The organism is Pseudofrankia asymbiotica (genome assembly GCF_001983105.1).
GTDB classification, from domain to species: Bacteria; Actinomycetota; Actinomycetes; order Frankiales; family Frankiaceae; genus Pseudofrankia; species Pseudofrankia asymbiotica.
Window position 1 is genome coordinate 1 of record NZ_MOMC01000129.1, and the last position, 13,099, is coordinate 13,099.

At 72.9% G+C, this 13,099-nt stretch carries 13 protein-coding genes; 9 read left to right on the top strand and 4 right to left on the bottom strand.

Annotated elements, in window-relative coordinates:
- Positions 1–106: 106 nt before the first annotated feature.
- The 3 genes from BL253_RS45025 to BL253_RS37935 form a co-directional block, all read right to left on the bottom strand.
- Positions 107–235: a hypothetical protein gene (locus tag BL253_RS45025; protein ID WP_274535311.1), complete on the bottom strand. Its 129-nt coding sequence runs from the start codon at positions 233–235 to the stop codon at positions 107–109.
- 20 nt (positions 236–255) lie between these two features.
- Entirely contained in the window at positions 256–405 is a 150-nt protein-coding gene (locus tag BL253_RS42680; protein WP_158230512.1) for a hypothetical protein, read from the bottom strand.
- Positions 406–640: 235 nt separating this feature from the next.
- Positions 641–1,243 (bottom strand): TetR/AcrR family transcriptional regulator, encoded by a 603-nt coding sequence (locus BL253_RS37935; RefSeq protein WP_076822917.1) that lies wholly within the window; start codon positions 1,241–1,243, stop codon positions 641–643.
- Positions 1,244–1,315: 72 nt separating this feature from the next.
- Between BL253_RS37935 and BL253_RS37940 the strand changes: the two genes are divergently transcribed.
- From BL253_RS37940 to BL253_RS37950, 3 genes are all read left to right on the top strand, one after another.
- Positions 1,316–2,152 carry a class I SAM-dependent methyltransferase gene (locus BL253_RS37940; RefSeq protein ID WP_076822919.1) on the top strand — a complete coding sequence of 279 codons (837 nt, stop codon included), beginning with the start codon at positions 1,316–1,318 and terminating at the stop codon, positions 2,150–2,152.
- A gap of 170 nt (positions 2,153–2,322) precedes the next feature.
- Entirely contained in the window at positions 2,323–2,499 is a 177-nt protein-coding gene (locus BL253_RS37945) for an SRPBCC family protein (RefSeq protein WP_338013787.1), read from the top strand.
- A 243-nt stretch (positions 2,500–2,742) separates the two neighbouring features.
- On the top strand, positions 2,743–4,752 hold the full coding sequence (locus BL253_RS37950; RefSeq protein ID WP_076822921.1) for an anthranilate synthase family protein: 2,010 nt from the start codon (positions 2,743–2,745) through the stop codon (positions 4,750–4,752).
- A 17-nt stretch (positions 4,753–4,769) separates the two neighbouring features.
- Here the strand turns inward: BL253_RS37950 and BL253_RS37955 are convergent, their stop codons facing one another.
- On the bottom strand, positions 4,770–5,732 hold the full coding sequence (locus BL253_RS37955) for a helix-turn-helix transcriptional regulator (protein ID WP_076822923.1): 963 nt from the start codon (positions 5,730–5,732) through the stop codon (positions 4,770–4,772).
- A gap of 61 nt (positions 5,733–5,793) precedes the next feature.
- Between BL253_RS37955 and BL253_RS37960 the strand changes: the two genes are divergently transcribed.
- The 6 genes from BL253_RS37960 (at position 5,794) to BL253_RS37990 (ending at position 12,866) form a co-directional block, all read left to right on the top strand.
- Positions 5,794–6,414, top strand: coding sequence for a DinB family protein (locus tag BL253_RS37960; protein ID WP_076822925.1), 621 nt, complete (start codon positions 5,794–5,796; stop codon positions 6,412–6,414).
- Position 6,415: 1 nt separating this feature from the next.
- Complete coding sequence (locus tag BL253_RS37965) at positions 6,416–6,853, top strand: VOC family protein (RefSeq protein ID WP_076822927.1); 438 nt, start codon at positions 6,416–6,418, stop codon at positions 6,851–6,853.
- 228 nt (positions 6,854–7,081) lie between these two features.
- Positions 7,082–7,885, top strand: coding sequence for an SDR family NAD(P)-dependent oxidoreductase (locus BL253_RS37970; protein ID WP_076822928.1), 804 nt, complete (start codon positions 7,082–7,084; stop codon positions 7,883–7,885).
- A 62-nt stretch (positions 7,886–7,947) separates the two neighbouring features.
- Positions 7,948–9,606, top strand: a complete 1,659-nt coding sequence (locus BL253_RS37975; protein WP_076822932.1) for a class I adenylate-forming enzyme family protein — start codon at positions 7,948–7,950, stop codon at positions 9,604–9,606.
- Complete coding sequence (locus tag BL253_RS44550; protein WP_241835511.1) at positions 9,596–11,809, top strand: acyl-CoA dehydrogenase family protein; 2,214 nt, start codon at positions 9,596–9,598, stop codon at positions 11,807–11,809. Before BL253_RS37975 ends, BL253_RS44550 begins: the two co-directional genes overlap by 11 nt.
- Before the next feature lie 244 nt (positions 11,810–12,053).
- Positions 12,054–12,866, top strand: coding sequence for an enoyl-CoA hydratase (locus tag BL253_RS37990; protein WP_076822930.1), 813 nt, complete (start codon positions 12,054–12,056; stop codon positions 12,864–12,866).
- Positions 12,867–13,099: the final 233 nt, after the last annotated feature.

Below are 13,099 nucleotides of genomic sequence, written 5' to 3' on the forward strand. Positions count from 1 at the left end.
GCGTCCAGCAACTCCCGGTCCGACCGGCTCCTCCCCAACACCACCCAATGATCCCAAACATCATGATCAGCATTGGGGAGGCGCGCCGACGTTATTCAGCGGTCTCCTAGCGGCGGTGGGCGAGGCTGTAGTAGAGGTCGTTCAGGCGCAGGTCGGCGACGAAGGAACGGACGGCGGTGTCGGCGTCGATGAGCGCGAGCTCGATGCCGGTCATGCCGGCGAACATGTCCAGCATGTCGACGTCCACGGCGGTGCTCAGGACGGTGTGGTGCGGGCCGCCGGCAGCCGCTGACGGCCGCCGACACCGAGGCTGACGCCGGTGCCGGTGCCGGTGCCGGTGCCGGTGCCGACGCCGACGCCGGCATCGGCGCCGGTCGGTCGTTCCGTTGGCTGGGATCGGGCCATGGGGTGTGGTGCTGAATGAGTCGTTTCGGGCGCCACAGGCGATGACCGGATTCGGTCGGGAGAGCCGGCCTCATGGCCGCGCGGGGTCCGCCCTGAGCGCAGGTCGGTATCGAGTTCGGCATCGGCGTCGGCATCGGCGTCGGCATCGGCATCGGCATCGGCGTCGGCGTCGGCGTCGAGCGGGGGAGTTGGTGCCACTGTCGAATCAGGGGCACCAGCCGTGTGTGCTGGGCCGTCAGAGTGGCCGCCGTTGCACTACGTCCGCGAGCACCGATGTCACCAGCCTGTTGACGGTTGCCGGGGTCGGCGGACCGGACTCGTGGTCCGCGAACAGTAGATGCCCGCCACCGACGAGGGAGAGGGCGAGCGAGTCGATGTCGGCGTCGGCGGCGATGCGGCCGAGATCGCGTTCGGCGGCCAGGTACGTGGAGACCGCGGCCGTGGCCTGAGCGAGGATCGTGATACCACCTCCCGGCCTGGCTTGCCGCAGCCGCGCGCGTAGCTCGTCCCGGAAGGTGATGAGCGGGATGATCGCCACCGGAACCGGTCCAAACAGTGTGGTCAGCGCGCTGGTGAGGTTGTCCGCCACCGTGCTGGCACCGGTGGACGCGCGTAGCGCACTCGCCTGCGTCTCAAGCTGTGCGGCCCGGTCGAGCACAAGTTCGACAAGGAAGGCGTCGAAGTCGGTGAAGTGCCGGTGCAGGACACCCTTGGCGCAGCCTGCCTCGTCGGTGACGGCCCGGCTGGTCAGCCCGTGCGGCCCGTCCCGCAGGAGCACACGTTCGGCGGCGTCGAACAGCTGCTGTCGCGCGTCACGAAGATGCACCCCAGTCGGCACGCACAGATCCTCTCATCGGTCAGCCTGCTCGCTCCGTTGCACGAGTGGGCATGTGCCCACTAGAATGGGCGCGTGCCCACTCTATGGCGGGAGCAACGAGAACCACGGGCGGAGCTGCACAAGGCCCGGCGGATGGCCGAGTCGTTCGGTGCGGACGCGCGACGCTATGACCAGGCCCGGCCCGGCTACCCCGACGCGTTGGTGGCGCGGATCGTCGAAGGGAGCCCGGGGTCTGACGTGCTCGACGTCGGCTGTGGGACCGGCATCGCGGCTCGCCAGTTCAAGGCCGCCGGCGGCGTCGTGCTCGGCGTCGAGCCGGATGCGCGGATGGCCGACGTCGCGCGCGCCCATGGGCTGCGGGTCGAGGTGGCGACCTTCGAGGCATGGGAACCGGCCGGCCGGCTGTTCGACGCGGTGATCGCCGCCCAGTCGTGGCACTGGGTGGATCCGATCGCCGGCGCGGTGAAGGCGGCCCAGGTGTTGCGTCCGGACGGGCGGCTGGCGATCTTCGGGCACGTGTTCGAGCCGCCCGCCGAGGTGGCCGAACCGTTCGCCGTCGCCTACCGACGGGTGGCGCCCGACTCGCCGTTCAGCGGCCAGCCGGCTCGACGTCCGCTGGACGTGTACCAGGCGGGATACGCGAAGATCGCCGACAGCATTCGCGAGACCGAACAGTTCAACGCCCCGGAACAGTGGCGATTCGACTGGGAGCAGTCCTATACCCGCGACCAGTGGCTGGCGCTGCTTCCCACCACCGGCGGCGTCACCCAGCTCCGTCCCGACCAGCTGGCCGAGATACTGGACGCCGTCGGGGACGCCATCGACTCGCTGGGCGGCCGCTTCACGATGAGCTACACGACCCTGGCGACGACCGCCGTTCGGCACGGCCTGCCCGGCCAGCCCGGGTGATCGTCAGAAGGACGATGTCCCACGGGCGGGGCCCATGTCGGGCCCCGCGAGAGAGGCGCGCGGAGGGACGCGGAGGGTCTGGCACCGAGTCCGTGCGGAGTACCGCGACCCAGGTCGGCTTTCACCGGCGCTGCCCGCGCTACATCGCGCCGGCGGCGGGGGGTGACGGCGTGACCGTGACCCCGGGGGGTGACGGCGTGACCGTGACCCTGAGCCTGCGGCAGTCCGGGCCGCTGGCGCCGATCGTCGGCCTGTTCATGTCGCGTCTCGTCCGACGCTACGTCGACACCGAGGCCCAGCGCCTGCGACGGCGCCGCGAGCGGACGGCGTCCGCCCCGGCCTCCTGACCGCCCCGGCCTCCTGACCGCCGCGCCCCCTGCCAGCCATGCCCCCTGCCTCGCCGCTGCCGGGTGGGCCGGGTAGGGTCTCGCACGTGATCGCGCGTATGAGTTCCTGGTGGCCCGCCCCAGTGGCGGCCCACCTCTTCCGCGCGTAACCCCAACCGCGGCCGCCCACTCCGGCGGTCGCCATCGATTCCTCGAGGGCAGTGCTGCCGGACCCCGGCGGCCCTGACCCGCGAGGAACCGACCATGGACCTGTTGCAGTACCTGCTCACCGCCATCGCCACGGGGCGCGACCCGGGCCCGTTCGCGCTGCTGCGTCGCGAGAACGCCGACCATCTTGAAGTGCTACGCGGCGAGATGGACGTCGTCGGCCGGCTCGCCGACATCCCGCTGCGGTCCGGGCCGGCCGGGCCGCGCACCCTCGCCGTCGTGCCGTACCGGCAGATCGTCGAGCGCGGCTTCACCTGCGTCGACGACGCGGCGCCGCTGGAGTGCGTCCGGGTCACCGGATACGAACGGGTGCCGCTGCCCGCCGCGCTGGCCACCCTGCCCGATGAGCCCGTCACCGCCACCGCCGGGCGCTTCGACGTCAGCGACGAGGAGTACGCCGAGACGGTCGGCGCCGTGCTGCGCGACGAGATCGGCCACGGCGAGGGCGCGAACTTCGTCATCCACCGTACGTACACCGCGTCGGTCGTCGGGTCACCGCTGGCGGCCGGGCTCGCCGCGCTGCGCCGGCTGCTGACCGGCGAACGCGGCGCGTACTGGACGTTTCTCGTCTACACGGGAACACGGATCCTTGTCGGTGCCACTCCGGAACGTCACGTCAGCGTCGACGACGGGCTGGTGATGATGAACCCGATCAGTGGAACCCACAGACGGCCGGACGCCGCTACAAGCTCCGCCGCGGACCGTGAKGCGCTGCTGCGCTTCCTCGCCGACCGCAAGGAGATCGACGAGCTGTACATGGTGCTCGACGAGGAACTGAAGATGATGGCCCGCGTCGCGGAGCATGGCGGCCAGGTCATCGGTCCGTACCTGAAGGAGATGTCGCGGCTCACCCACACCGAGTACCTGTTGGCCGGTCGCACCGTCCTCGACGTCCGCGAGGTGCTGCGCGAGACGATGTTCGCCCCGACCGTCACCGGCAGCCCCCTGGAGAACGCGTTCCGGGTCATCGCCCGGCACGAGGGGCGCCCCCGGCGCTACTACGCCGGAGTGATCGCCCTGCTCGGCCACGACGAGGCGGGGCGGCAGACCCTCGACGCGCCGATCCTGATCCGCGCGGCGGAGATCTCCCCGTCCGGCGAGCTGCGGGTCCCGGTCGGGGCGACGCTCGTGCGCCACTCGACCGCCGCCGGTGAGGTGGCCGAGACGCACACCAAGGCGGCCGGGGTGCTCATCGCGCTGGGACTTCGGCCCGCGCCGACGCCCGCGCCGGTGCCCGCGCCGACGGGCGCGCCGAAGCCGGGGGCGGCCACGGGCACGCCGCGCGCCGGCGGCGCCGACGCCCGGCCGGCGACCGACCCGCGGGTCGCCGCCGCGCTCGCCGCGCGCAACACCCACCTGGCCCGCTTCTGGCTGGACGAACGGTCACCGGCGACGACCACGGTGCCCGCGCTCGCCGGGCGGTCGGCGCTCGTCGTCGACGGCGAGGACACCTTCACGGGGATGCTCGCCCACCAGCTGCGCGGCCTCGGCCTCACGGTGACGGTGCTGCCATGGCACGAGACCGGCGACACCGCCGGCTTCGACCTGGTCGTACCCGGCCCGGGACCGGGCGACCCGACGCTGCGGCACGACCCGAAGATGGCGGCCATGCGACGCGTCGTCGCCGAACTGCTGGACGAGCGCCGGCCCATGCTCGCCGTCTGCCTCGGGCACCAGCTCCTGGCGGGCCTGCTCGGTCTGCGCCTGCACCGGCGTGACACGCCCTATCAGGGGCTTGCCCGAGAGATCGACCTCTTCGGCCAGACGCGCCGGGTCGGCTTCTACTCGACGTTCACCGCCCTGTCCGGCGCCGACGAGATCGCCACGCCCCACGGCGCGGTCCGACTTGCCCGAGACGGTCACGAGGACGGCGGCGGGGAGGTGCACGCGCTGCGCGGACGGACATTCGCCGGGCTGCAGTTCCACCCCGAGTCGGTGCTCAGCGAGGACGGCGTCGAGATCCTGCGCGAGCTGCTGACGGAGCTGCTGCCCGCGCCGGCACCCCGGACCGGAGCGGGGACCGCCGCATCGGGCCAAGCCACGTGAAGCGGAGCCCACGCGCATCAGCCGGTGCCGGCCAGCGCCGCGGCGCGGCGGGCGAGCCGGGCGGCGGCGGCGCGCAGCTCCGGAGGCTCCAGCACCTCCGCGTCGAAGCCAAGCCAGGCCACGTGCACGGCCAGCCAGTCCAGGTCCTCGCCGCCGAGGGCGAGCACGCACCACCCGTCGCGATCGTCGTCCTCGACGCGCCCGACCTGGGGTGGCACCAGTTCGCGTACCTGGTCGGGCCGGGCGTGCACCCGCACCCGGGCGACATGGCGGTACGGGGCCTGCGTCACGGATCGCTGCACGTAGGCGACCGGGTCCGGATGCTCCCTCGGCCGGAAGCGCCAGGTCGTCGCCACGACCTCGCTCATCCGGTCCAGCCTGAAGGTGCGCCAGTCGTCGCGCTCGACGTCCCAGGCCATCAGGTACCAGCGGCGGCCGGTGGCGACCATCCGCACCGGCTCGACGGTGCGCTCGCGTTCGGCGCTGTCACGGCCGGTGTACCGGAACCGGACCCGCACCGCGTCGCGGCAGGACCGCGCGAGCGTCATCAGCAGCTCCGCCGCGATCTCGACGCCGGGGCCGACGAGGGTCTCGGTGGCCCCGTGCACCGCGCGCACCTCGGCGCGCAGCCGGGGCGGCATCACCTGGTCGAGTTTCGCCAGCGCTCGCAGCGCCGCCTCGCCCGCCCCGGCGACCGTGCCGCCCGCCGCCAGCCGCAGCGACACCGCCGTCGCGATCGCCTCCTCGTCGTCGAGGAGCAGCGGCGGCAGCCGGGTGCCCGCCCCGAGCTGGTAGCCGCCGCCGACGCCCGCCGTCGCGTGCACCGGATAGCCGAGCGTGCGCAGCCGCTCGACGTCGCGGCGCACCGAACGGTCGGTGACGCCCAGCTCGGTGGCGAGCGCGGCGGCGGTCCAGGACGGGCGGTGCTGCAGGAGGGTCAGCAGGCGCAGCACCCGCTCGGTCGTCGCCTCGACGGTCATGCACCCATTGTCTCCGCTATCGCGGAACGAAACTGTCCGCTATCAGGGGGAGGGTGAAGTCATGACGGACCAGACTTGGAACTCCCTGCTGCGCGACCAGCTCGCGTGGCACTGGACCCACCAGCTGCGAGAGCGTCTCGACGGGCTCACCGACGACGAGTACTTCTGGGAGCCGGCGCCCGGCTGCTGGAACGTGCACCGGCGCGGCACCGGCACCGCGCCGGTGCAGGGCGGAGCCGGCGCGATGACCATCGACTTCGCGGTGCCGACACCGGAACCGGCGCCGTTGGCGACGATCGCCTGGCGGCTCGGGCACGTGATCGTCGGCGTGCTCGCGATGCGCAACGCCTCCCACTTCGATCGCGCGCCCACCGACTACATGTCGTTCGAGTACGCCGCGACCGCGACCGGGGCGCTGGCACAGCTCGACGCGGAGTACGCGACGTGGCTGGCCGGGGTCGAGTCCCTGGGGGAGGCCGGCCTCGCCCGGCCGTGCGGCGCGGCGGAGGGGCCGTACGCCGAGCTTCCGCTGGCGGCGCTGGTGCTGCACATCCACCGCGAGATGATCCATCATCTGGCCGAGGTGTGCCTGCTGCGCGACCTCTACCTGCACACCCACCGGGACGCCCAGCTCAGGACCGCCCAGCAAGCCCATCAGCCGATGCGACAGGAGGCGAGCTGAGATGGCCCGCGACGTCCAGATCACCTTTGACTGCGCCGACCCGGCCGCGGTGGCCGCGTTCTGGGCCGAGGCGCTTGGCTATCGCCTGCAGGACCCGCCCGCGGGTTTCGACTCGTGGGACCAGGCGCTGACGGCGATGGGCGTGCCAGCCGAGCGCCGCAACGACGCCTCGGCGCTGGTCGACCCCGAGGGAGCCGGGCCGCGGCTGTTCTTCCAGCGGGTGCCGGAGCACAAGCAGGTCAAGAACCGGGTCCATCTCGACGTGCGGGCCGCCCCCGGGCTCGTGGGCGACGAGCGGATGGCCGCCCTGGAAGCGGAATCCGAGCGGCTCGTCTCCCACGGCGCGACCCGGCTCCAACGCCACGAGCCCGCCCCGCCGCTCGGCGCCGGGCACATCGTGATGGCCGACCCCGAGGGCAACGAGTTCTGCCTCGACTGAGCCCTGGGCCGGCGGGCGTCCAGGGGAGCCGCCACCTCTGGACGCCGTCGAAAGCTTAAGATATTTTCGGCGTCGATCGGACCGCGTGCCCCCTGTCGAGCCTGGACCTGTAGGTAGCCGGTCAGCGCGATCATCGTCACCTTCACCCCCGGAGGACTTTCAGATGACGATATGTATCCATGCCAACGGCGGCCTCGCCCGTTTATATCGTCAAGCTGGGTCCCGGTGATGGGCGCCGCGCGCACCGGCTGGGTCGGCGTGGTCACGGGAGCCGCCAGCGGAATCGGTCGAGCGGTCACCCGCAGGTTCGTCGCCGAGGGCGGACGGGTCGTCGGCGGGGACATCGATGAGCCGGGTCTCGCCGCTCTCGGCGCGGAGCTCGGCCCCGAGGTCTTCGCGGGGGCCCGGTGCGACGTGACCGTCGAGGAGGACGTGGCGTCGTTGGTCGAGCTGGCCGTCACCAGGTTCGGCGGCCTGGACGCCGTGGTGGCCAACGCCGGCGGCGGGAGCCTGGGCGAGGTCGTCGACCATGACTTCGGCGAGTGGCGCCGGGTCGTCGAGCTGTCCCTGCACGGAGTGTTCCTGACCGTCAAGCATGGTGGCCGGGCGCTGCGGGAGGCGGGGCGGGGCGGGGCGATCGTGACGGTGGCGAGCCTCAACGCCGTGCAGCCGGGCCGGGGCATGGCGGCCTACTGCGCGGCGAAGGCCGGCGCCGTGGCGCTGACGGAGGTCGCCGCGCTCGAGCTGGGGCCCTACGGAGTCCGGGTGAACGCGGTCGCCCCGGGGCTGGTCAGGACCGGGCTCACCGGCCCGATGTGGCACATGCCCGGCCTGGTCGACGAGTTCGTCGAGAACGCGCCGCTGGGCCGGTTCGCGGAGCCGGAGGAGGTCGCGAACGTCATCTACTTCCTCGCCTCCGAGCAGGCGTCCTTCGTGTCAGGCGCCCTGTACGGCGTGGACGGGGGCGCGCGGACCAGGCGCTATCCGGACATGATCGCCGCGATGGAGCGGATGGCCCGGCCGTCCGGGTGACGGTGACGTCGGTCCGACCCGGAGGCACGGGGCGCGAGGCGCGAGGCACGGAGGCCAGAATCATGATCGCCACGACGGTCGACGCCGGTGACGAGCTGCCGCTGACGGTCCCGGCGCTGCTGCGGGAGCGGGCCGACCGGCACGGTTCACGGGTGCTGCTGGCCCGCGACGACGACGTGCTCACCTATGGCGACGCCGACCGGCGTTCGCTGGCGCTCGCCCGCGGCCTGCTGGCGGCGGGCGTGGGCCGGGGAACGCACGTCGGGCTGCTGTACCCGAACGGATCCGAGTTCGTCGTCGGGTGGCTGGCGGCGGCGCGGATCGGGGCGGTGACCGTCCCGCTCAGCACCTTCTCGACGAGCGCCGAGCTGCGCACGCTGCTGCGCGGCGCCGGCGTCGGGGTGCTGTTGAGCGCCCGGTCCTACCGCGGCCACGACTACGTCGCGGCGCTCGCCGAGGCGGTGCCGGAGCTCGACCTCGGCGCCGCCGGGCCGCTGTTCGCGCCGTCGACGCCGGTCCTGCGCCGCGTCTTCTTCAGCGACGACGCGGACGGGGCGAGCTCCGGCGAGCACCGGTCCGGCGGTGTCGGCCGCGCCTGGACGGTGCGGGCGCTGGCCGAGGGTGGCGAGGCGGTCGGCGTCGACGTCGCCCGCGCGGCGCAGGAGGCCGTGTACCCGAGCGACCGCATGGTCATCGTGCACACCTCGGGGTCGACCAGCGCGCCGAAGGGCGTGATCCACACGCACGGCGCGCTCATCCGGCACCAGGCCAACCTGAACGAGATCCGCCGCTACACGCCGGACGAGGTGCTGTTCTCCAACTCGCCGTTCTTCTGGATCGGCGGCTTCGCCTACGCGCTGCTCGGGACGCTCGTCGCCGGCGGCCGGCTCGTGTGCTCGAACGCGCAGGAGGCCGCCGGCGTGCTCGACGTGCTCGAACGCGAACGCCCGACGATGGTCAACGGCTACTCCCAGTCGGTGGCGCAGCTTCCGGCCGATCCGAGCTTCGCCGGCAGGGACCTGTCGTCGATCCGGCGCGGGAACCTCTACTCGATCATGCCGGCCGACGTCAGGCCGGCCGACCCCGGGCTGCGCCACCAGATGCTCGGGATGACCGAGACCGGCTCGGTCTGCCTGGTCAGCGAGGACGAGGGCGACCAGCCCGAGCACCGGCGCGGGTCGTTCGGCCGTCCGGCACCCGGCCTGGAGGCGCGGATCGTCGACCCGGACGACGGTCGGGTCCTGGGGCCGGGGGAGGTGGGGGAGCTGTGGCTGCGCGGGCCGTTCCTGATGGAGGGCTACCACGGGCGCGAGCGGCACGAGGTGTTCGACGCCGACGGCTGGTACCACTCCGGTGACCTGTTCGTCGTCGACGACGAGGGGTTCTACTACTTCAGGGGACGCGGCGGCGACGTGATCAAGACGGGCGGCGCCAACGTCTCGCCGGCCGAGGTCGAGGACACCATCCGGGACGTCGCCGGGCTGACCGCGCACGTGGTCGGCCTGGCGGACGCGGCCCGCGGCCAGATCGTCGCCGCGGCCGTCCGGGTGCCCACCGGGCGGACCGTCGACCCGGACCTGCTGCGCCGCCAGCTCGCCGACCGGTTGTCCGCGTACAAGATCCCGCGCCGGATCGTGTTGCTCGCGGACAATGAGGTGCCGACGATGTCCAGCGGCAAGATCGACGTACCCGCGCTCAGGGAGCTGCTCCGTGCCCGGTGAACCACCGATGAACCTCGCCCCGACCGAGGAGCAGGAGGCGCTGGTCGCGTCGTTCGCCGATCTGCTGGCGACGTACGCGACCCCGGAACGCGTGCGCGCCGCCGAGGCGACGGCGGGCTTCGATCCCGAGCTGTGGAAGGCGCTGCGGGAGGTCGGGGTGGTCGAGATGGCCGTCCCGGAAAGCCACGGCGGCTGGGGGGCCGGCCTGGCCGACCTCGCGCTCGTCGCCGAGCGGGTGGGTGCGGCCGCCGCCGCGGCGCCCGTCGTGGAGGCACAGGTCGCGGCTCGGCTGCTGGCCGCTCTGGACACCGAGGTGGCGCGGGCCGCGCTGGCGACGGCGGTGGGCGGCGAGCGGCTGGTGACGATCGCCGTCAGGCCGGCCGCGGCGGGCGTCGCGTCGCTCGTCCCTGGAGCGGCCGTCGCCGAGGAGGTGGTCGTGCTCGACGGCGATCGTCTGCTGCTGGTGCCGTTGCGCGACGGGACGCGTACCGCGGTCGCGAACCTCGCCGCGGCGCCGCTGGCCGACGTCACGCTCGGCGCGGACATGGATGTGACCGAGCTGGCCCGCGGTGAGGCGGCGATCGGCGCGTTCGAGGCGGCTCTGGACGACTGGCTGGTGTTGACCGCCAGCACGCTCGTCGGGCTGGGGGCCACGGCGCACCGGCTCACCGTCGGGTACGCGAAGGAGCGCCGGGCCTGGGACCTGCCGATCGGGGCGTACCAGGCGGTGGCGCATCCGCTGGCGAACGGTGCGACGGCGCTGGACGGCGCGCGGCTGCTGGTGGCCAGGGCGGCGGGGGAGCCGGGCCGGGGCGGGCCGCGGGCCCGGGAGCTCTCGGCGATGGCCTTCGCGTTCGCGGCCGAGACCGCCCGGCAGGTGACCTACGACGGCGTCCACTTCCATGGCGGTAACGGCTTCACGCTCGAGTTCGACGTCCAGCTGTACTACCGGCGGGCGCGCGGCTGGGCACGGGTGTGGGACGAGCCGCGCGCGGCCTATCGGCGAGCGGCGGCCGCCCGGTACGGCGGCGGCCAGGGGCCCGAGCACGTCACGGACGTCGATGCCGACGTCGACGGGTCGGTGGCGGCGCTGCGGGCCGAGGTGCGCGCGTTCCTCGCCGAGGAGTTCCCGCCGGAGCTGGAGGAGCGGGTCTATCGCAGTGGCGTGTCGCACGACGACACGTTCGTGCGGCGGCTGGCCGAGCGCGGCTGGGTCGGTCCCGGCTGGGAGCGTGCCGACGGCCGGCGCGCGCTCGGGCCGTATGAGGCGCATGCCGTCGTCGACGAGCTGACGAAGGCCGAGGCGCCGGTCTACGCGATCGGCACCACGGAGATGGTGGCGAACGTGATCCGCGCGGTCGGCTCGGAGGCGCTGCGGGCGGAGATCCTGCCGCGGTTCCTGCGGGGCGAGGTGACGATCGCGCTGGGCATGACGGAGCCGGAGGTCGGCTCGGACGTGGCCGGGGTCCGCACCAGGGCGCGCCGGGACGGCGAGCGCTGGATCGTGAACGGCCAGAAGATGTTCACGACCAACGGGCACATCACCGACTACATCTTCCTGCTCACCCGGACCCGGCCGGACGGCCCGAAGCACGCCGGCCTCACGATGTTCCTGGTCCGCCTCGACCAGCCGGGCATCGAGGCGCAGGCCGTCTACACACTGTCCGGCGAGCGGACGAACATCCTGTACCTCAGCGATGTGGTGGTCGAGGACCGGTGGCGCATCGGCGACGTCGACGGCGGCTGGAAGGCGCTGATGATCGCGCTGCAGGACGAGCACTCGGCGCCGTTCAGCCCGCACCTGGCCCGCCTGGTCGAGGCGGTGGAGCAGTGGGCGCGCGAGCGCGGGCGGATCGACGAGCCCGACGTGCGGGAACGGCTCGGCCGCTGGGCGACCGCGCTGCGGGTCGCCCAGCTGTTGGAGCTGCGCACGATCTGGATGGTCGCGAACGGCCAGGTGCCGGTCGCGGAGGGCCCGATGTCGAAGCTGTTCAGCACCGAGTCGATAGCGGGCGCCGCCGAGGACCTGACCGAGCTGGTCGGCCCGGACGCCCTGCGCGGCCGGCTCGACCCGACCGCGGTCGTCGGCGGCCGGATCGAGCACGCCCTGCGGTTCTCCCTCGGCACCACGATCTACGCCGGGACCAGCGAGATCCAGCGCAACATCATCGCCCAGCAGCGCTGCGGCCTGCCCCGCAAGTAGCGGGCCGCRTCGCTCAGGTCGCCGCACGATGATCTGGTGACGCCCCGCGTGGTCGGGACGCGCCCGAGGCTGCTACTCCACGGGCTGGCCCGGTGGGCGGCCTCAGGGTTGACCCGGCCGTTAACATATAGATATTTCTGGATGTGATGGGTCGGTCGGCCCGATCGCTCACCGGGCGGTCACCGCGCCGGCCGCCCCGGACCGGAGACGGCCGGTACGGCACCCAGGATTCGAGGAGGTCTTCGTGATCACAAGCTTCATCGGGTACGAGGTCGGCGAGCGGATCGCGACGATCACGCTCAACCGGCCGGAGGCGRCCAACGCCCAGACCCTCCCGCTGCTCGACGACCTGGACGAGGCGTGGCGGCGCGCGGCGGACGACCCCGAGGTCCGGGTCATCGTGCTGCAGGCGAACGGCAAGCACTTCTCCGCCGGCCACGACATCAAGGGTGTCGGCCCGGAGGGCGCCGGCAACGGCTCGGCTCCCAAGTGGACCCTCGAGGGCATCTACGAGATCGAGGCGAAGCGGTTCCTGGAGTACACCCTGCGGTGGCGCAACATCCCCAAGCCGTCGATCGCCGCCGTGCAGGGCGTGTGCATCTCCGGCGGCCTGCTGCTGGCCTGGCCGTGCGACCTCATCGTCGCGGCGGACAACGCGAAGTTCTCCGACCCGGTGGTGATGATGGGCATCGGCGGGGTCGAGTACCACGGGCACACCTGGGAGATGGGTCCCCGCAAGGCCAAGGAGATGCTGTTCACCGGCCGGCACATGACGGCGGCGGAGGCCGAGAAGGTCGGCATGGTCAACCGGGTCGTGCCGCTTGACGAGCTGCGCCCGGCCGTCCGCGAGCTGGCCGCCCACATCGCGCGGATGCACCCGTTCGCGCTGCGCCAGGCCAAGCGCGCGGTCAACCAGACCCTGGATGTCCAGGGCTTCTACGCGGCGATCCAGTCGGTGTTCGACATCCACCAGACCGGCCACGGCCACGCCCTGTCCGAGTCCGGCCTGCCCATCCTCACGCTCCTCGACGGCATGAAGACCGCGATCAACAAATAGGCTCCGCCGTTTGCCGGGAAGTCCTCCGGCTGCAGGGGGAACGCGCGCGGTGGTGCGTGTTCCCCCTGCAGCCGTGCCCGGACGAACCGGGCCGTCCGGGCACGGGCCCGTGCCCGGACGGCCCGGTGGCTCCGCTATGGCTCGGGGATCTCGAAGTGTTCGTCGCGTAGTTGGAAGGCGCGTTTGACGCCGTGGCGGGCGCGTTCTTTGACGAAGTTGTATTCGCCGTCCTC